This is a genomic window from Streptomyces sp. BYX5S, from assembly GCF_054724165.1.
In genome coordinates, this window is the sequence record NZ_CM138829.1 from 8058890 (window position 1) to 8078705 (window position 19816).

A 19816-nucleotide genomic window follows, 5' to 3' on the forward strand; every position below is an offset into this window, starting at 1 on the left:
CGACCGGTCCCAGCACATCACATAACGCACGCACTCCGTCACCGTTCGTCGCGAATTGACGAGAGTGGAACGGTTCCCTCCGGGTTGCGGGGGATGGGGGGCGGCGGGTGCGGGTGACGGAGAGTGCAGGTGGGCGGGCGGCGCCGGGTTCCCGGGCACTCCCCGGGGCGGGGTGTCAGACGAGGCGGATCGGCTTTTCGGGGCGGATGTTCTGGTGGGTGAGCCAGTCCTTGAGCGGCTCCACGTCGCCGTCCTCGACCAGGCTCAGCACGCGGGGCGCCAGGTCCGCGGCGCGCTCCCCGCCGACCAGCAGCGAGGGGCCGTCCAGCCAGTCCAGGCCCGGGGCGGCACCCGCCGTGTCCACGGCGGCGCAGCAGACCATCGCCGTGACGTGGTCGGCCAGCAACTCCCGTCCGCTGCGCGGGGGTTGCAGCGGGAACAGGGGCAGCGCCCCTTCGTCCCACAGCGCCCCGTCCGGCCCCTGCCCGGCCACCGGCACGTCCGGCGCGGGCTTCGCGCTCTCCTCGCGGGCCACTTCGGCGGCGAGGGTCGCGGAGAGGGCGTCGAGGTGGGTGGGCTCCAGGTCCTCGTCCACCGCGTCGTCGTCCGCGCCGGGCCCCTCCTCCGCGTCGTCCGGGCCGGGTCCGGGCGGTCCGGGCACGGGCGGCCGCGCCGTGTCGGGGGCCACCGCGAGGTGGTCCAGGACGCGGGCCAGCGTCGGCCCCTCGCCCACCCCGGAGGGCACCCGGACGCCCAACGTGTCGAGCACCCGGTGCAACCGCGCCGCGTCCGTCCGCCACTTGCGGTCCACGACCTCGTCCGGATACTCCTGCCAGTCCACCGGCGCCCAGTCGGGCCCCCGCTCCGCCGGCCCTCCGTGGAAGAGCCGCGCGGCCAGCAGCGACGCCGCCTCGTCCACGGTCCCCGGCTCCTCCAGCAGATCGCACGCGGGCCGCTCGCCCAGCCGGGAGGCGAACGCCCCGTTCTGCGCGGCCAGCCGGTCCCGCCGGGACAGCTCGGTCAGCGCCGCGACCACGCCCGCGTCGAGCCGGGACGGCCACCGCCCCATCCGCCAGGCCGGCAGCGCCACCCGGGTCAGCAGCCGGTCCCAGCCCGCGTACGCCAGCCCGACCTGCTCCTGCGCCACGATCCGCAGTCCGTAGTCCACCGCCTGCGCCCGCTCGGCCGCCGCCGCGGCGACGCCGCGCTCCATCTCGGCGGCGTGCACCCGGCAGCCGGTGAGCAGCAGCCGGGCGACCCGGCCGACGCCGCCGAGCACCACGCGCGCCAGCGGTCCCCGGCCACCGGCGGAGGAGACCGCCACCGCCGCGTCCAGGCCGCGCACGAAGCGCCGGGCGGCCGCTATGTCGGGGTGCGCCGAAGGTCCCGTACCGGCGACGACCGGGGCGAGGACGGCGCGCAGCTCGCCCACCCGCATCCACCACAGGAACGGGGAGCCGATGACGAGGACGGGTGCGGCGGGGGCCTTGGGGTCGGCGGCGGCGCCACCGGCCGGACCGGGTCGTCCGTGGGCTCCCGTGGTTCCCTGCGCTCCCTGGGTTCCCTGCGCTCCTTGGGCGGTCTTGCCGCTCTGAGCGCCCTGGTCGTTCTGCTCGCGGCGCGCGGGCGGGCCGTGGGCCGGGTGCGTACGGTCCTCGAGCCAGCTGTCGCAGTCCGGGGTGAGCGCTATCGCCGAGGGCACCGGCACGTCGAGCCGGTCGGCCAGGTCGCGCACCATCCGGTACAGGTCAGGGGCGGTCTCCTCGGCGATCGGCACCGTAGGGCTGAGCGCCGGGCGGGCGCGCGCCACGACGAGGGCGACGGCCGCGGCCGCGAGGAGCACCACGACGGCGACGGCGCTCACGACCGCGCGCGCGACGTCCCAGCCGCCGCCCGCCAGATGCCCCGTGGAGCCACCCGCGAGCAGCACCACGGAGGCGGCCGCGGGAAGCAGCGCGAGGGCCGTCGCCCTGCTGCGGATGCGCAGCACCGCGAGGGCTCGGGAGCGCGCTGCCTGCGCGCCCATCTCCACACCCGTACCGGACACGACCGATGTCACCCCCTGCTGCCCTTGCCTGGTGCCCAGCCGGGGGCCGAGACCCACGGCAGAGCTCTGGTGGCGTTGCTCACTCCCCCACAATGGCACCCGCCACTGACATCGCAATGCCGGTGGTCCGTCTGGTTCCGCACGGTCGGCGCAGGTGCCCTAACTCCGTGCGCCGCACCCTAGTTGGGGGTTCCGGCCTCGTCAGCCGGATGGGCCATCGGTCACTCGATGGAATGGCTTTGGGTAGAGGTAGATGACATCGAGCGCCGGACAGGCGAGGGTGTGGCCTGTCCGGCGGTGTCGGAATCGGTGCCCGTATCGACGTCCGTATCGGCGTCGGTATCGGCGTGGGCGTGGGCGCCCGTCAGCGGGTCTCGATGGCCCTCAGTGGCCGGAAGCGGCCTTCGCGGCGATGTCCGTGCGGTGCTGCGAGCCGTCGAGACCGATGCGGTCCACGGCCGCGTACGCGCGCTCGCGGGCCTGCGTGAGGTCGTCGCCGACCGCGGTGACGGACAGCACGCGGCCGCCCGCGCTGAGCACCGCGCCGCTCTCTGCGTCGCGCTTGGTGCCGGCGTGCAGCACGTACGCGTGCGGGGCGTCCTGCGCGGCCACCGTGTCGAGCCCGGTGATCGGGTCGCCGGTGCGCGGGGTGTCGGGGTAGTTGTGGGAGGCGACGACGACGGTGACGGCCGCGTCCTCGCTCCAGCGCAGCGGTTCGAGATCGGCCAGCGTGCCGTTGGCCGACGCCAGCAGGACGCCGGTGAGCGGGGTCTTGAGGCGGGCGAGGACGACCTGCGTCTCGGGGTCGCCGAAGCGGGCGTTGAACTCGATGACGCGGACGCCGCGGCTGGTGATCGCGAGACCGGCGTAGAGCAGCCCGGAGAACGGGGTGCCGCGGCGCTTCATCTCGTCGACCGTCGGCTGGAGCACCGTGTCGAGGACTTCCTGGACCAGCTTCGGGTCCGCCCACGGCAGCGGCGAGTAGGCGCCCATGCCGCCGGTGTTGGGGCCCTCGTCGTTGTCGAGCGCGCGCTTGAAGTCCTGCGCGGGCTGGAGCGGGACGACGGTGGTGCCGTCGGTGATCGCGAAGAGCGAGACCTCGGGGCCGTCGAGGAACTCCTCGATGACGACGCGCTCGCACGCGTTGGCGTGGGCGCGGGCCTTCTCGATGTCGTCGGTCACGACGACGCCCTTGCCCGCGGCGAGACCGTCGTCCTTGACGACGTACGGGGCGCCGAACGCGTCGAGCGCCTCGTCGATCTCGGCGGGGCTGGTGCAGACGTACGAGCGGGCCGTGGGGACACCGGCGCCGGCCATGACGTCCTTGGCGAACGCCTTGGAGCCCTCCAGCTGGGCGGCCTCTCCGGACGGGCCGAAGACCGGGATGCCCGCGGCGCGGACCGCGTCGGCGACACCGGCGACCAGCGGGGCCTCGGGGCCGACGACGACGAGGTCGGCCTCCAGCTTCCGGGCGAGGGCGGTGACCGCCGCGCCGTCGAGGGCGTCGACCGCGTGCAGCTCGGCGACCTCGGCGATGCCTGCGTTGCCGGGAGCGCAGTGCAGGGCGGTGACGTCGGGGTCGAGGGACATTGAGCGGCACAGGGCGTGTTCGCGGGCGCCGCTGCCGATGACGAGGACCTTCACGCCGGTCAGCCTATCCGCCCGGACGGGATGCTCTTGTACGGGCCGTCCAAGGCGTGACCGGCACGGCTTTGTGCGTTCCTCCAGCCTTGGTGGCGGCCGCCTGGGCGGGGCGGTGCGGGGCGGTACGGGGCGGTGCGGGGATGGCCGTCTGCCCGGCGGGTGGGGGGGGCTGGACGGTGCCGGGGGGGGCAGGGACCGTTCGGCGCGTAGGCGGTGGCCTGCCCGCCGGGGGTGTCCGGAGTAGCGACGGCCGCCTGCCCGCGGCGGGGGCGTCCAGCGGCGGGCCGGGGACTGTCCCGTAGGTGGTGGCCGTCTGGCTGGGCAGCCGCCTGCCCGTCCGGGGGCGGCCGTCTGCCCGGCGGCGGGTGCGGGGACGGCCCGGCGGCACGGGCGGGGAACTGTCTGGAGCAGGGGGCCGTCTGCCCGGCGGCAGGGGCTGGGGCTGTCCGGTGACGTCGGTGGTGGCCGGCCGGTTCGGGGGCGGGGATCGCCCTGCGCCGGGGGACGGCCGCTACTCGTTCGTGAACTCCTCGACCACCGTCGCGCCCAGTTCCCGGACGATCAGGTCGTGGCCCGACAGGGACTTCTCGTCCAGGTCCGGATCGTCGTCCTCCGGGATGTCGTCCTCCACCGACACCGAGCGGCGGGGCGGCTCCTGAGGCGCGGGGGCCGGCTCCGGAGCGGGGGCGGGGGCCGGTCCGGAGGACGCGGGCTGCGGGGACGACGGCGCGGAGTGGGCCGGAGGTGCGGGGGCCGAGGCCGGGGCGGGTGCGTAACCGCCTCCGCCATAGCCGCCACCGCCACCGCCACCGCCGTAGCCGCCGCCCGGGGCGGGCGGGGCGCCGCCTCCGCCGGAGGCGTCGACGACCGCGTCGATCTTCCAGTGCACGTTGAACTGCTCGGACAGGGCCGCCTTGAGTACGTCCTCGCTGCCACTGCTCGCGAAGTTGTCCCGGGCTCCCGCGTTCACGAAGCCGAGCTGGAGCGTGGCGCCGTCGAAGCCCGTCACCTGCGCGTTCTGACTGAGCAGGATCCACGTGAAGCGGCGCTTGTTCTTGACCGCCTCCAGGATGTTCGGCCAGAGCGTCCGGGGGTCCGGGCCGCCCACGGGCGCCGGTGCGGCGGGGGCGGGCGCGGGTGCCTGCTGCTGCGGGGCCGGGCCCGGAGCCGGTGTCTGCGGGGCGGCCGGGGAGGGCGCGGGGCCGGAACCGGCCGCCGCGGCCGTGGGCCATCCGCCGGGCCGACGCCCGCCACCGCCACCACCGCCTGCCGGGGAGGCGGTCGGCCACGAGCCGGGGGCCGAGGCTGCCGGGGCGGGCTGAGCCTCCGCGGCCGGAGCGGGAGCAGGAGTGGGCGCGGGCGCCGGGGCGGGCGCCTGTGCCACCGGAGCCGCGGGAGCCTGCGGGGCCTGAGCCGCGGCCGGGCCGCCGCCCGGCGCCGCCCCGCGCACCGCGGCCCGCGCCGCCGCCGGGCCACCACCGGGCTCGACCGGCGGCTGAGCCTGCATCGGGGGCTGCCCCTGCGGCACCGGTGCGTGGGCGTCGGGCCCGGGAACGTACGCCATCGCAGGCGCCGCCCCCTGCCCGCCCGGCGTGAAGACGCCCCCGCGCTCGATGCGGTCGAGGCGGGCCATGACCGAACGCTCGTCGTCGTACGCGGCGGGCAGCAGCACGCGCGCGCAGATCAGCTCCAGCTGGAGGCGCGGCGCGTTGGCGCCGCGCATCTCGGTGAGCCCCTCGTTGACGAGGTCGGCGGCGCGGCTGAGCTCGGCGGCACCGAAGGTCGAGGCCTGCGCCTGCATCCGCTCCACGACGTCGGCCGGGGCGTCGATGAGCCCCTTCTCGGCGGCGTCGGGCACGGCGGCGAGGATCACGAGGTCGCGCAGCCGCTCCAGCAGGTCGGCCACGAAGCGCCGCGGGTCGTTTCCGCCCTCGATGACGCGGTCGACGACCTCGAAGGCCGCGGCGCCGTCACCGGTGGCGAACGCCTCGACGACGGAGTCGAGCAGCGAACCGTCCGTGTATCCGAGCAGGCCCGTCGCCATGGCATACGTCACACCGTCCTCGCCGGCCCCGGCGAGGAGCTGGTCCATGACGGACATGGAGTCACGCACCGACCCCGCGCCGGCCCGCACGACGAGCGGCAGCACGCCCTCCTCGACGGACATGGCCTCCTTGCCGCAGACCTCGCCCAGGTAGTCCCGCAGCGTCCCCGGCGGCACGAGCCGGAACGGGTAGTGGTGCGTACGCGACCGGATCGTCCCGATGACCTTCTCGGGCTCGGTCGTCGCGAAGATGAACTTGAGGTGCTCCGGCGGCTCCTCGACCACCTTCAGCAGCGCGTTGAACCCCGCCGAGGTGACCATGTGGGCCTCGTCGATGATGTAGATCTTGTAGCGGCTGCTCGCCGGGCCGAAGAAGGCCTTCTCCCGCAGGTCACGGGCGTCGTCCACACCACCGTGCGACGCCGCGTCGATCTCGATGACGTCGATCGAGCCCGGTCCGTTGCGCGCGAGGTCCTGGCACGACTGGCACTCCCCGCACGGCGTCGGGGTGGGACCCTGCTCACAGTTGAGACAGCGGGCCAGGATGCGCGCGCTGGTCGTCTTGCCGCAGCCGCGCGGACCCGAGAACAGGTACGCGTGATTGACCCGGTTGTTCCGCAGCGCCTGCTGCAACGGGTCGGTTACATGCTCCTGCCCGATGACCTCGGCGAACGACTCCGGGCGATAACGGCGGTACAGCGCGAGAGACGACACGCATACGAGGTTATAGGCGCCCACTGACAACAGGACCCGCCCACGGGTATCGGCACGTTCCGCCCACGCGGCGCCGACCGCCGCCCCGGAAACGCAGACGCCCCCCACGCACCCGCCAGAGCCGACCTACCCTTGCTGCCTTCCGGCCCTGGGGGAGTTCAGTCAGATAGCGCCACGTGAGGGGCTGACGCCAACAGTACCCGATCCCCCACCGCGGAAAGAACCCGGAGGTCCCGCCTCCGACCGGCCGATGATCTTGATCCCGAACATGGTCGCGAGCACCCCTCAGCGTCTTGTATTGTTTGCGGCGGAGGATTCGCCTAGTGGCCTAGGGCGCACGCTTGGAAAGCGTGTTGGGGGCAACCCCTCACGAGTTCGAATCTCGTATCCTCCGCACTTGCCCACCAGGGCAGATGAAGGGTCCGACCGCTCAGCGGCCGGGCCCTTCGTCGTTGGGTGGTCTCAGTTTTGGTCTCAGTTGGCGCGACCAGCCAGCGTGGCCGGTCACTGGGGCGGCTCAGGATGCGAAGGCGGCCCGAAGCTCGTCGTCCCGGAGGAGAGCGAGCACGCCCGGCTCCTCAACCGCAAAGATCCTCGGCGCCTCATCTGACACGGCCTTACGCAACGCGGCGTGACAGACATCGGCGAATGGCTGATTGCGCATGCGGTTGATCTTGCGTCGCATGTTCTTCGCGTCGCCGGCAGCCCTCGCTTGAGCCCAGCCCTGCAGGTCGTCGATCAGATTGATCCAGGCTGCAGCCCTGACTCGAGGCCGTTTCCCCTCATTCAAACCGCAGACCTCGATCGTCCACTGCCCCTTCGTTGAGCGCTCCACAGGTCGGTACACGCCGCTTGAGAGCCCGAGATCCAGATGCTCAAAGGGGTCCTCGCGGGTCGGATCTATGAGCAGCGAGCCGACGAGCCCATCGCCGCGGTGCTTATCGCGCTTGAAGCGCGTGTTGCAGGTGGAGCAGGCCAGCAGCAGGTTGGGCCAGTGGAAGGTCCGCAGAGCACAGCGGGACTTGGGTACGAAGTGATCCACTTGATCGGCCATGTGATTGCCGCAGTACATGCAGCAGTCAATGCCAGGAGCCATCGCCTCCAGGGCACCACGGACTAGCGGGTACACGTCACGCCGAACGGTTTTGCGGTCCCACATTCGCTCAGCATGCTTGTCGCGTTCCGCGATCGGAGTGTTGGCCATCTCCTGTGACAGAACGAGCAGAGACGCTTCCAGCTCGGTGGAGAGCCTTGGCCGCACAACCTTGATCACGAGCCGCCGCTCTCCCGTCTCCTGGCTCGCAGGCTGGAGTCCTCAACATAGGTCGCCTGCGAACTGGCCAGAGTCCGGCGCAGAGTACGGAACCGGCGTACTGCGTCGGGATCAGCATCCCCGGCCGCAACCTCGTACTCCAGGTCGGCAAGCTCTTCCCTGAGCTCTTCGGCACGGCGGGAGAACGGCGACTCCAGACCGAAGAAGTCCGACAGGACAGCGTCGTCGCCGGTGCCGTAGACGATCGTCCCGTACTCCTTCTCATCGACGACTTCCGGAGGGGCCTGCTCACCGGGGCCTGGCAGTCGCACGAGACCACGAGGATCCGCGGCTTGACAGACATACGGACTGTGGGTGGTGACGATGAACTGAACCGCGGGGAAGTGCTTCTTGAACCACTCGCCGATGCGTTGCTGCCAGGAAACATGAAGGTGCGCGTCCACCTCATCGATGAGGACGACGCCCTGGTGTGGCAGATATGGCCGACCACGATCGTCTCGGCATAGTTGCAACGCACCGTAGGCGGCATGCATCTGCCGTACGACGTCCAGAACCAGTGCGGTCACAGTGCGCAGGCCGTCACTCATCCGTCGCTGGAGAACGAGGGGCCCCTCGCCGTCTGCCCGGCGAAGCCAAAGGCCGCGAGATGTGACCTTCTCGACGCAGAAGCCTCCCGGCAGCAATTCGTCGTTCAGAAGCTCGAGTACCGATTCCAGCACCCCTCGGGCGCCAGCCTCACCTTCGAGCTTGCGCGTATGGAGATCGACAAGCCAGGTGACCGATTCAGTGAGTGCCGACTCCTCCTGGAAGAGGGTGCGCACCGCTTCGACCCTGTCTGGGGTCTGACGGTCCTGCTCAAAGAGGCCGGTGCCACTGAGGCGACGGAAGGGACCATATGCAGCGTGGAACCAACCTGTCGGTGGCGAGGAAGACCACAACAGCCTGGCCGCCTTGGCCCCTGCATCCGCGAGGAACCGGACGTGCGTCGGGGGTGCGTCTTCCGCATTGAGAGGCTCCCTGCCCGGCCCCCATGCCATTTTCACCGTGCGTACTGAAGCCGACGTGGGAGCGCCTAGATCGGCCGCTGCGTCCACAAGCAAGGACAGTTCAAGACCGCCCTGGGCCTGACCGTGGGTGAGGTAGTCCTCGACCTCCCCGTCCAAGCGGCTGGCACGCTCTGGGCCGGCCAGGGCAAAAGCGATGCATCTCAGCAGAGTCGACTTGCCCGAGCCGTTACGACCGGCAAGGACGGTCCAGCCGGCAAAGCTCCCATCCGGGCGCGTGAAGTCGAGGTCGCACGCACGAGCGCCGTGGAACCCACGCACGCCGTCGAGCCGGAGCCTCGTCACGTACACCGGACTAACCCTTCCCTATGCCGCCGCCCCGGGCTCCCGCTGCCCGTGGTGATCTGACGCCCACTGTACGGATGCGCTCTGACAGCGACTCGTCTCGGTCAGTGGCCGAATCCAGCCAATCAGGGTCTACGAAGCCGCGCACGTACCGTACGCGCGTGCGCCAGTTGATGTAATAGGTGAGGCTGGCGAGCTGAATCGAGACGCGCTCGGAGCAGGAAGCGATGAAGTACGGGGAGGGGCCGTGAACGTTGCCGGCACTCAAGCGCACGACAGGGCCGATAGAGCTCTGCGTGAGGCCGGGTGGCGCGTGTGCGCCCTACATGAGCGTGACCTCAGGCCGGATCCGACAGCAGTCCGGACCATGCACTCACAGGACCCCAGCCTCCGTGTCTACCTTCTCTACGTCGACCAGGACCTAAGCGGCCTCGTCGTGGCTGGAGCGGACACCGCCGATCCTCGCGACCTGATCGCCGAGGCGAAACGGCTTGCCGCCCCACTCGCTCAGCAGCATCCCACTCGCGCCTGGCAGGGGCGCTCCTTGCCCTTCCAATACGGAACCAATGGCCACGTCTGGCGCTTCCGTAACTCACTCGACGCCGAGTGTCTCGACGGCGCTGCTGCTCCAGACTCCCCTGCGGGCGGAGCGCGCAGTCGCTACGTTTTCGCCCCCGCCCGTCCGACCACCGTCGCCCGCTGGAAACGTGAGGCCATACGCCGTCCCGAAGCGCCGACTCTGCGAGCCCGGCTGCGCCGGCTGCCTGGCGTCCAACTGGACCCACAAAGGCAGTTGTACGAGGCTCAGCAACGATCGATCGAGGGCCTGGAGAGTTCATTCGCAGCGGATCAGCCGCGGGCCTTGATTCAGATGGCGACCGGTTCCGGTAAGACGTACACGGTCGTACAGGCAAGCCACCGCCTCCTCGAGCACGCGGACGCCCACCGAATCCTCTTTCTTGTGGATCGCAACAACCTGGGCGAACAGGCACGGGACGAGTATCGCGACTTCATCCCGGCGGGCTCGAAGAAGGCGCTGCATGAGGAGTTCCCCCTCAAGCACCTCTCGGGTGGTAGTTCGGGCCTCGCCGACTCCGACAAGATCGTGATCACCACGATCCAGAGACTGTGGTGCAAGCTGTCCGGTCAGCCATTGCCGGAACCGGGCAGCACGAGCGAGGCAGCATTCGAGGCAGGTGGCACGGCGGGACTCACCACCGGGCGCCCCGAAGTCCGCTACTCGACTGAACTCCCGCCCGACTACTTCGACTTCATCGTCATTGACGAGTGTCACCGCTCTATCTACGGCACCTGGCGGCCTGTTCTTGAGTACTTCGACGCGCATATCGTGGGCCTCACCGCGACCCCGATCGGGCCGACGTTCGCCTTCTTCAACGAGAACCTCGTCAGCACCTATTCGTACGAGGAGGCCGTGGCCGATGAGGTCAACGTCGACTACGACGTCTACAAGATCTCGACGCGCATCAGTCGTGAAGGCTCGCTGATCCGAGCGACAACGCCGACAGTCGCCCCAGACGGCACGATCGAGCAGTTGAACACGGTCCTCGCCCACGTCGACCGCGTGACGCGAAAGCAACACTGGCGCCAGCAGGACGAGGACGACGCGTACGTGCCGGCCGAGCTCAACAGGCGCGTGGAGTCCACTGGGCAGATTCGCACGATCATCAAGACTTTCAAGGACAACCTGTTCACCGAGATCTTCCCGCCTCAGCTGGACCTCGAGACCGGCGAGGTACTCCACGCGCGGAAGGTCGTACCGAAAACCCTGATCTTCGCGGCCAGCGATCGGCACGCGGACGCAATCGTTGACGAGGTGCTCCGCGCATGGGAAGGGGCTGGGGACGGCTTCTGCAAGAAGATCACCAGCGCTGCGTCCCGGCCGGACAAGGCCATCCGTGACTTCCGCAACGAGCCCGAGATCCGTATCGCCGTCACCGTCGACATGATCGCCACCGGCACTGACATCCCGGCTCTGGAGTGTCTCGTCTTCATGCGGGACATCAGGACCTGGTCGTACTTCGAGCAGATGAAAGGTCGCGGAGCTCGGATCATTAAGCCCGAAGTCTTGAAACAGGTCACCGAGGACGCGCTGTGCAAGGACCGCTTCGTGATCGTCGACACGGTCGGAGTGACCGAACACGCCATGGTTGACGCGAGACCGCTCGTACGCGACGGGATGTCGGAGACTCCCAGTCTCGAGAGGCTTCTCAAGGCATGCGAGGAGGGGCGTCCCCTGTCGGTTGACGATGCCGCCACGCTGGCCGGACGCCTCAGCCGCCTCGGTCAGCGCTTGGATGACGAGCAACTCACCCGGATCGAGGGCAGTGCCGGCGGCCGCAAGCTAACCGAGCTTGTGACCGACCTCGTCCTGGCAGCCGACCCCGACAGGCTCGCAGAAGAGCGTGTCAGAGCCGCCATACCGAGCTCCGTGCCGGGCCTTCCGCCAGCTGGTGAGCCGGACAACGCGGAGCCAGCTCCGAAATCGGTGGAGGACACGGTCGACGCCATGCTGATGGAGGCACTACGTCCCTTCATGGAACGAGAGGCGCTACGAGAAGCGCTTTTGGAGGCTGCCAGGAAGCGCCGCTGGATCAAGATCGATCATCTCAGCCAGGACGGCGGTGTGATCGCCGAGGGCGTGACAGACGTCATGCGCGCCGAGCGGACAGTCACCGACTGGCGCAAGTACATGGAGGACCAGCGGGAACAGTTCACCGCCCTGCGCATCGCCTTCCAGGAACGTCAGCCTCTGAGCGTGGTGGAAGCTCGGATCAACGAGATCCTCGGTCTGGTCAGTCCGCCGCAGCAGCGCTGGACCCGGCAGCGGATCTGGAAGGCGTACGTCGACTTCGGCATTGCGCGTGATGAGCGGCGCAGAGGGGCAGGGCTGCCCGAGCTGCTGTCGGTACTTCGCTTCGAGCTGGGATTCGACGGCGACGAGTTCCGGCCATACCGGGATACCGTGGAGCTTCGCTTCCAGGCGTGGCTCGCGCGGCAGGAGGCGGCCGGAACGACGTACACGAATCACCAGCAGAAGTGGTTGCGATTGATCGTGGGCGTAGTTTCGACCTCGGCAGCCGTGTCGGTAGAGGCACTGGACCAGCATGCGCTGTGTCGTGACGAAGGCGGCTGGAGCGGGTTCAGGGAGGCATTCGCCGAAGACACGCATACGCCGGACGAGCTTATTGACGAACTTGATCGAGAACTGGGTGCGTGAGGACGCGTGAGCACGGAGAGCAACGAGATTGGAACGGACGTTCCGACCGGCACAGGGCAGGCGGAGCTTCCCACAGGTTGGGCCTGGGGAACTGTCGGGGACCTACTCGTAAAAACGGACGCGGGCAAGTCATTCAAGTGTGATCCGCGTCCGGCTGCTCCGGACGAGTGGGGGATCATCACGGTCACTGCCATGACGTGGGGTGAGTTCCGCCCCGATGAAAATAAGGCACTACTGGATGAACGGCTTGTAAATCCGTCCTACGAGATCCACGAGGGCGATGTTCTGGTAAGCCGCGCGAACACCGTCGAACACGTCGGGGCTCCGGTTCTTGTCGGTGAAGTGAGATCCCGCCTCCTACTCAGCGACAAGAGCATCCGTTTCCAGCCCGGCCTCGAAGTTGACCGCAAGTGGTTTACCTACTGGCTCAGATCGCCAGCAGTACGTAAGGAAGTTGAGGCGAAGGCATCAGGCACCTCGGATTCAATGCGGAACATCTCACAACCAGACCTGAAGGCAATCAGCGTCCCTATCCCGCCAGCTGCCGAACAACAGCGCATTACCGAGGCCCTCGATAGGCACCTTGCCCGGCTGGATTCAATTGATGCCGCTCTTCGAGCCGCACAGGATCAGGTCAACGAGCTGCGGCGGGCATGCCTCGTCGAGGCATTTGCAGGGCGCCTAGTCCCCCAGGAGCCTGACGATGAGCCCGCAGATGATCTCCTCAAGCGGATCACTACGGAGCGCGAGGCTGCCGAGGCGGAGCGGAAAGCGATCCGGCGTGCGGCAGCACTAGCCCGGGGCAAGAAGCGCGAGAAGCCGAAAGTGTCAGCCCCTGCCGACGCCCAGGAACTTCCCCTTCAAGCCACGGAGACGCATCCCCCCGTAGAGGAACAGACCCTCTTCCCTGAGGAGTTCAACGCGTGAAACCAGAAGCTCGCCGTCTAGTCGACCGGCTCTGGAACTACTGCAACGTCCTGCGGGACGACGGCGTTTCGAGCCTTGAGTACCTGGAGCAGCTGAGTTTCCTGGTATTCCTCAAGATGGCGGCGGAAATCGAGGAGGCTGACAAGACGCTCCCCGAAGAACGGCGGCGCCATGTCCTGCCCAGCACGGAGCAGTGGCAAGGGCGCGGCTGGCCAGAACTCCTCGATCTCACCGGCACCAACCTGGAGGAGGCGTACACACAGCTCCTCGCTGACCTCGGCAAACGCGAAAATGGGGCAAAGGACACCGCCCTCAGCCTGATCTTCCACCGCGCTCGCAACCGCCTCCAGAATCCGGCCAACCTTCGCCGCCTCATCGTCGACCTCATCGACAAGGAGCAGTGGCTCACCGCCAGCAAGGACATCAAGGGCGACGCATACGAGGCGCTCATCGCTCGTAGTGCGGAGGACACTAAGGCTGGCGCCGGACAGTACTTCACACCTCGCGTGCTCATCGAGTCCATCGTGCGGTGCATGCGCCCCACCCCGGACGACACCATCACTGACCCGGCCTGTGGCACTGGCGGATTCCTACTCGCCGCATACGACCACATCGTGCGGGAGTACGGCAAAGAAATGTCCACGGAGGACTTCGCCCGTTTCGATGAAGGCGATGCCATCTGGGGTACTGAACTTGTCCCTGCAACTGCCCGTCTCGCAGAGATGAATCTCCTCCTACACAACATCGGAAAGCCAGACGGAAAACCCCTCATTAATGTAGAAGATGCTCTGGCGAAGCCCCCGACCAGGCGAGCCTCGATGGTCCTCGCCAACCCTCCTTTCGGTAAGAAATCGTCGATTGTGATCACCAACATCGACGGCTCGGTCAGCCGGGAGGATCTCTCGTACCATCGCCGCGACTTCTGGGAGACCACGACTAACAAGCAGTTGAACTTTGTCCAGCACATCGTGAACCTGCTTGCTGACCATGGCAGGGCCGCGGTGATCGTGCCCGATAATGTCCTCAACGAAGGCGGCCGCGGCGCAAACATCCGTCGTGAACTGCTCAAGCGCTACAACCTCCACACCATCCTGCGCCTGCCGAAGGGGATCTTCTACGCCGGCACAGTCAAGGCCAACGTCCTCTTCTTCGACGCTGCCCCGCCACGCCGCAGCGAAGACGAACCACCGCACACGCAAAAGCTGTGGGTGTACGACCTACGCACCGGAAACCGCCTCACGCTTAAGCAGAACCCGCTGCTCCCTCGGCATCTCGAGGATTTCGAGACGCGTGTGTTCGGCCTTGGATCCGACGACCCGGAAGGCGCCATTGAACGCCGCGCACCCGAAGGCCGGCTCCAGGTATTTGACGGTGCCAAACTCATCGCTACCAAGGACGTCAACCTCGACATCGGCCTGATCGAACCGGAAGCGGCGGAGGCCAAGTCCCTCACCGAGCTCACGCTCGCGCTTTCCACGGGTCTGCGCGAGGCGCTGCTCGAACTAGAGCACCTGGCAGCTGACTTGGACGTGGAGCTACCGCCGCTAGTCCGCGGACAGCAGTAAGGGATTGGGCCCGGCCGTGGCGCCGGGCCCGTCCTGGCAATGCGGCTACAAATCGGCCCCAGCGTCCCCGTACTTGATGGGGTTCTGTGCGCGATCCGCAGCCTGTGCACAAGCCTCTGCGAACGCGGCTGCGACAGCAGTCCTGTCCGTACCGCGTACCTGCGCCTCTACCTCTTGGCCAGGGCGGCGGGTCGTGTGCCAGCGCACGGGCAGGTCCGTGTAGAGGTCGGTCTCGAACTCCCAGGCCACCACGGACCATTGCTCGTCGCGGCCGATATTGAGCCGTTCGCCGCCGGGTAGGAACGCAGCGTGGGCGTGATGAACGAGCCGGCGGTCGGGTATCTGGTCACGGATAGCTCGAATACCACCAGGGCCCTCGCGCTCCCACTGAGGCCAGTCCCACTTCTCCACGTGCGCAGGCTTCCCGGGGTGATCGACGCCCCACTGGGAGGCCAGAGCCTGGGCATGCTCGTTGTGCAGGAACGGGACATACCACTCGCCACGCTTGCCAAGGCAAGCCACGTATACATCCGGCCCCGATAGTGCGGAGCTCTGACTCAAGCCGGGCACGGGACCTCCAAGCGGTGACGGGGACTGGTGTGGTGTTGAGCCCCAGATCAGGGCGCCGACCTTCGCGGCGGTCTGCTGGAGCACGGGGCTGGTGAGGTGCTGGTACCGGCTGCGCATCCGGGCGGACTTGCCGGGCTCCCAGCCCATGATCCGGTCGACGACCGTGTCGGGGACGCCGAGGAGGAGCAGAACGGTCGCCGCGGTGTGACGCGCGTCATGGAGGCGGCCGTCGCGGACCTTCGCCGCCTTGAGCAAGTCCTTCCACCGGTGGAAGTCGGTGTTGGGGTTGAGCGGTTCGCCGGTCGGCGAGGTGAACACGTACCCCTTCTCCACCCACAGGTCGCGGGCGAGGGCTCGCTCGCGCTCCTGCTCCTCCTTGTGCCGCTTCAGGAGCCTGAGCAACTCCTCGGGCACGCCGATCGGGCGCTTGCCGGCGCGGGTCTTGGTGTCCTTGGTCTCACGCCGGGTATTGATCTTCTGTGGGCAGTAGCCGGGTTTGCGGCCGCACTTGTCGCCGCAGCCGTGCTTGTAGCGGGGCCGCAGGCGGCCTCGGCGTACGAGGATGACGCCGGCCTCGAAGTCGACGTCCTCCCACTTCAGGCCAAGTGCCTCGCCCTGGCGCAGCCCAAGCGCGAGGGCAATGACCCAGCGGGCGGTGTTGCGCACCTTGGCGGCCTCGGCGAGGAGACGCTGGACCTCCTCCAGCGAGTACGGCTCGACCTCCTCCTCTTCGACCTTGGGGGCCTTGGCGATAGAGGCCGGATTGATGGTGAGGTGACGGCGGCGTACCGCCTCATTCAGCGCCGTGTTTACGGTGCGGTGGGCCTGGTGAGCGGTGCCGGCGGCACTGCCGCCTGCCTGCATCCTCTGGTAGAAGCGCTCCAGATGCTCGGGCTCCAGCTTCCCCAGGCGGTGCGCGCCCAGGCCGGGAATGAGGTGGTGGTAGACCGCCACGCGGTAGCCGTCGATGGTGTTCTCGCCGACGTTGGGCGCGGCGATGTTCTCCACCCAGTGGGTCAGCCAGGTCTCGACCGTCCAGGTCTGACCGGCCTTGCGGACGCCGGTGGAATCGCGCTGCTTCTCCAGCTCGCGGACGGCCTTGGTGACCTCGGCGCGGGTCTTGCGCCCGACGTGGCGACGGTCGGGGGTGCCGTCGTCCTTGACGCCGACGGTGACGCGGCCGTGCCAGCGTCCGTCCTTGCCGAAGTAGATGGACGAGGCGCCGTTGGGCTGGCGGGAACTCTGGGGCTTCGTGGTCTTTGCCATGGTCGCCCCGCTCAGGCCGCAGTGTCGAAGTCCGTGACCTGGTGGCGGCGGGATAGGAACTCGCCGACCGCCTCAGCGGGTATGCGGCGCAGACTGCCGATCTTGACCGAGTGGATCGCCCCGGACGAGACGTACTCGTACATCTTCGTCCGGCCGATGCCGAGGCGGCGGGCGGCTTCGGCGACGGTGAGGCCGACAAGGGTGGTGTCCCCTTGGTCGCCGCCGCGCGCGGCTATGAGCGCACGCAGGGACTCCTCGGGTACGTCGAGGAGTTGGGCGATCTGGGCAAGGGGCAGGGAAGAAGCGTTCTGGGGCAAGGAGGCTCCTTGACCGGCGGGCCTGGGCGGCAACCCATGCAGCTGTGCCGGTCGGTCGTCAGGTATGGCGGTTGCGGGGATCACGGAGTCCGCGAGTTCGCAGGGCTCGCGGTATTCGCCACATGGCTCGTCGGCGTTCGCAGCGCCGAAGTGAGCGTGGCGGGTGGTGGACCGGCTACTGGGCCGGCGGCTGCTCGGTTTCGTCGGCCGGCCACATGCGGTCGGGGCCGAGCCAGCTCTGGAGCTTGGGGCGCGAGCCGCGGTGGTGTCGGAACTCGCCATCGGAAGCGACTTCCAGCTCGTGCATGAGCATGACCTTGATCATGTCCGCTTGGTCCGGGTGGGCCTTCGCGTAGTCGTCGAGCTCGGCCATGATGCGATCCTGGGCCTTCCCCAGGACGCGCCATTCTTTCCACTTCTCGACGTACTCGCCGACAAGGCGTCTGACCTGGGCATTCATCAGGCGTCCTGGCGGGCTGGTCAGCTCGTCGAGGGGCAGGTCGAAGACCTTGCAGAAGCCGAGCGCCTCGTCGAGGTTGACCCTGCGGCGGGGCTTTCCGCTCTCGATCCGCCAGATCGCGGACTGGTTGATCGGGTGGCCAGCCTTGGTCATCTCCTCGGCGAGCTTCGCCGTACTCCACGCACGAACCTCGCGCTCCGTCCGGATGCGGTCGGCCACGTGGTTCTCCGGCTCAGGCCGGTCCGTTCCGGCGCGGGCCGCGCCGTCTTCGTCGCTCAACGTTCACACCTCCTCTCGCTCAGTGCACGGTCGTACAGCTGTGGACGATGACGAATAGCTAACACTAACCCGATCTGCATTGCAAGCCATTCCCATTTGAATCGTTGCTGGTAGTGTTATGGCTGTCCTCGGACGAACGTGGGCATGAAGAAGCCCCCGGCGCTGCGAAACACCGGGGGCGAAGCAGAAACCCCACAACCGCCATACCTAACGATTCGACCGGCCCGGCCGGGGTTGCCGCCCCATATGGCCTGCCGGGTGAGGAGTTCTATGCCCCAGGGTACGACCCTGCCGCCCCAGACGCCATCCCACTACGAAGACGCTCCCGCGCCCCTGGACGGGGCGGAGCCTCCGTACAACGTGGACGCCGAGCGCGCGGTGCTCGGCGCCTGCATGCACGACGTCACCGTCATCGACTCGGTCCGGCACATCCTCGGTGACGACGCCTTCTACCGACCCGCGCACGAGACGATCTGGCGCGCACTGCTCACCCTGCACCGCGAGGACAAACCGACCGACCCGATCGTCCTGACCGAACTGCTCCAGCAGCAGGGCGACCTGCAGCGCGTCGGCAGCGCCGTCTACCTGCATCAGCTCGCCGACCTGCACTACAGCGTCGGCAACGCGGAACACCACGCGGAGATCATCCGCGCGAAGGCCAACCTCCGCAGGCTGCTCGCCTCCGCCGTACGCACCGTGCAACGTGCCCAGGAGCCGGGCGCCGACCCCGAGGCGATACGCAGCGAGGTCGAAGTCGAGATGCGAGCCGAGCGTGAGCGCGCCCCTGGCCTCCGGCCAGGGGCGTCTCAACCGCTTCGCCAGGGACGGTTGGTCCTTCGTCACGGAGACCGGGGCCGACGCCGAGCCCCTGTGGGGAACGCGCGACAAGACCCTCTGGGCGCCCGGCGAGAGCCTGATGATCGTCGGCGCTCCGGGTGTCGGGAAGACCACCCTGGCCCATCAGGTGATCTTCGCTCGACTCGGCCTGTCGGAGACGGTTCTGGAGATGCCGGTCGCACCCAGTCGACGGGTGCTGTACCTGGCCATGGACCGGCCCAGGCAGATCGCCAAGGCCATGGCCCGCCGCGTCTTCGACACCGACGAGAAGATCCTGCGCGAAGGGCTCGTCGTGTGGGAGGGCCCGCTGCCCGCCACCCTCGACAAGGAGCCCGATCTCCTCGCCGACCTCGCAGCCGCGCACCAGGCCGACACCATCGTGATCGACAGCCTCAAGGACGCGGTCAGCACGATGGTCGACGACAGCCTCGCGGTCGCCTTCCACAACGCCCGCATGCGCGCCCTACGCAACGGCGTGGAGATCTTGGAGCTCCACCACCAGCGCAAGGCCACCGCCGACGCACCGCGCGGTCAACGGCCCAGCCTGGACCAGGTCTACGGCTCCACCTGGTTCACCGCCGGCGCGGGCAGCGTCCTGTTCGTCACCGGCCGGGCAGGCGACCCCGCGGTCACCCTGCACCACCTCAAGACCCCCACCGGCGAGGTCGGCCCGCTGGACGTCACCCACGACCATAAGCGCGGCACCACCACGGTCGACCCGACCAAGGATCCCGCTGTTCTGCTGCGCAACGCCCCGGGCGGTCTGAGCGCCCGCGACCTGGCGACCGTCCTGATCGGTGGAGGCGACCCCGAACGCGCCGATGTCGAGAAGGCGCGGCGTCACCTGACGCGCCTCGTCGACAGTGGCCTGGCGACCAAGGCCGACGGGATCGCCGGCGGAGCCGGAGGCGGGCAGCAGACCCGCTACTACGCCACCGCACGCCACCTCACTGCCGTCGGCTGAGCCCCACCACCGACCTGCGGGAAGCGATCACGCGACCGTACACGCGGCCCCTGCGCACAGCTGCCGCCGTGAACCGCTCACAGCGCACACGGTCACCGTAAAACCGCAGGTCAAGCGATCACGCGAGCGTCCACGCCGTACACACACCCAGGCGATCACGCGCGGGGCCCCCTTTAGAAGGGGGCCCGCGTGTACGCCCCCTCCGTGAACGCCCCTCATTCCTACCCCACAAGCCTCACCGCCCCCAGGAGTCCACCGCCTTGCACTCCCCTGCCCCCAGCGAGCTGGCACCCGCACTCGACCATCACGGCATACGCAACCG

General features: G+C 68.7%; 11 protein-coding genes, 1 tRNA gene, 1 other RNA gene and 1 pseudogene. 5 read left to right on the plus strand and 9 right to left on the minus strand.

The window, feature by feature from the left end; genetic code table 11:
• Window positions 1–175: 175 nt before the first annotated feature.
• From ACYBSK_RS36420 to ffs, 4 genes are all read right to left on the minus strand, one after another.
• Window positions 176–2026, minus strand: coding sequence for a hypothetical protein (locus tag ACYBSK_RS36420; protein ID WP_460247169.1), 1851 nt, complete (start codon window positions 2024–2026; stop codon window positions 176–178).
• Between the two features lie 405 nt (window positions 2027–2431).
• Entirely contained in the window at window positions 2432–3691 is a 1260-nt protein-coding gene (purD, locus tag ACYBSK_RS36425; protein WP_460244634.1) for a phosphoribosylamine--glycine ligase, read from the minus strand.
• Window positions 3692–4202: 511 nt separating this feature from the next.
• Window positions 4203–6449: a DNA polymerase III subunit gamma and tau gene (locus ACYBSK_RS36430; protein ID WP_460244635.1), complete on the minus strand. Its 2247-nt coding sequence runs from the start codon at window positions 6447–6449 to the stop codon at window positions 4203–4205.
• Window positions 6450–6542: 93 nt separating this feature from the next.
• An RNA gene (gene ffs / locus ACYBSK_RS36435) (signal recognition particle sRNA small type) lies at window positions 6543–6637 on the minus strand.
• A gap of 121 nt (window positions 6638–6758) precedes the next feature.
• Between ffs and ACYBSK_RS36440 the strand changes: the two genes are divergently transcribed.
• Window positions 6759–6843: transfer RNA gene (locus tag ACYBSK_RS36440), tRNA-Ser, on the plus strand.
• 123 nt (window positions 6844–6966) lie between these two features.
• On the opposite strand, the gene ACYBSK_RS36445 is transcribed toward ACYBSK_RS36440, so the two are convergent.
• Window positions 6967–7722 carry an HNH endonuclease gene (locus tag ACYBSK_RS36445; protein ID WP_460244636.1) on the minus strand — a complete coding sequence of 252 codons (756 nt, stop codon included), beginning with the start codon at window positions 7720–7722 and terminating at the stop codon, window positions 6967–6969.
• On the minus strand, window positions 7719–9077 hold the full coding sequence (locus ACYBSK_RS36450) for an AAA family ATPase (protein ID WP_460244637.1): 1359 nt from the start codon (window positions 9075–9077) through the stop codon (window positions 7719–7721). The genes ACYBSK_RS36445 and ACYBSK_RS36450 overlap by 4 nt, the downstream gene beginning before the upstream one ends.
• 361 nt (window positions 9078–9438) lie before the next feature.
• Here ACYBSK_RS36450 and ACYBSK_RS36455 point away from each other — a divergent pair, with 361 nt between their 5' ends.
• From ACYBSK_RS36455 to ACYBSK_RS36465, 3 genes are read left to right on the plus strand one after another with little or no spacing between them, the layout of a single operon-like run.
• Entirely contained in the window at window positions 9439–12309 is a 2871-nt protein-coding gene (locus tag ACYBSK_RS36455) for a DEAD/DEAH box helicase family protein (protein WP_460244638.1), read from the plus strand.
• A gap of 6 nt (window positions 12310–12315) precedes the next feature.
• Window positions 12316–13236 (plus strand): restriction endonuclease subunit S, encoded by a 921-nt coding sequence (locus ACYBSK_RS36460; protein WP_460244639.1) that lies wholly within the window; start codon window positions 12316–12318, stop codon window positions 13234–13236.
• The gene (locus ACYBSK_RS36465; RefSeq protein ID WP_460244640.1) at window positions 13233–14801 is read left to right on the plus strand and encodes a class I SAM-dependent DNA methyltransferase; all 1569 of its coding nucleotides are present in this window, start codon (window positions 13233–13235) and stop codon (window positions 14799–14801) included. Before ACYBSK_RS36460 ends, ACYBSK_RS36465 begins: the two co-directional genes overlap by 4 nt.
• Before the next feature lie 45 nt (window positions 14802–14846).
• Here the strand turns inward: ACYBSK_RS36465 and ACYBSK_RS36470 are convergent, their stop codons facing one another.
• The 3 genes from ACYBSK_RS36470 to ACYBSK_RS36480 all read right to left on the minus strand — a co-directional run bounded on the left by ACYBSK_RS36470 (window position 14847) and on the right by ACYBSK_RS36480 (window position 17693).
• Entirely contained in the window at window positions 14847–16637 is a 1791-nt protein-coding gene (locus ACYBSK_RS36470) for a tyrosine-type recombinase/integrase (RefSeq protein ID WP_460244641.1), read from the minus strand.
• 11 nt (window positions 16638–16648) lie between these two features.
• Window positions 16649–16954 (minus strand): helix-turn-helix domain-containing protein, encoded by a 306-nt coding sequence (locus ACYBSK_RS36475; protein WP_460244642.1) that lies wholly within the window; start codon window positions 16952–16954, stop codon window positions 16649–16651.
• 175 nt (window positions 16955–17129) lie between these two features.
• On the minus strand, window positions 17130–17693 hold the full coding sequence (locus ACYBSK_RS36480; RefSeq protein WP_460244643.1) for a helix-turn-helix domain-containing protein: 564 nt from the start codon (window positions 17691–17693) through the stop codon (window positions 17130–17132).
• 270 nt (window positions 17694–17963) lie between these two features.
• On the opposite strand from ACYBSK_RS36480, the pseudogene ACYBSK_RS36485 reads away from it, so the two are divergent.
• A pseudogene (locus tag ACYBSK_RS36485) lies at window positions 17964–19494 on the plus strand (DnaB-like helicase N-terminal domain-containing protein).
• The last annotated feature ends 322 nt before the right edge of the window (window positions 19495–19816 follow it).

Bases quoted from the DNA above. Each gene is read 5' to 3' on its own strand.
- ACYBSK_RS36420 (WP_460247169.1), bottom strand. From the start codon at position 2,026: ATGGGCGCGCAGGCAGCGCGCTCCCGAGCCCTCGCGGTGCTGCGCATC.
- ACYBSK_RS36455 (WP_460244638.1), top strand. From the start codon at position 9,439: ATGCACTCACAGGACCCCAGCCTCCGTGTCTACCTTCTCTACGTCGAC.
- ACYBSK_RS36470 (WP_460244641.1), bottom strand. From the start codon at position 16,637: ATGGCAAAGACCACGAAGCCCCAGAGTTCCCGCCAGCCCAACGGCGCC.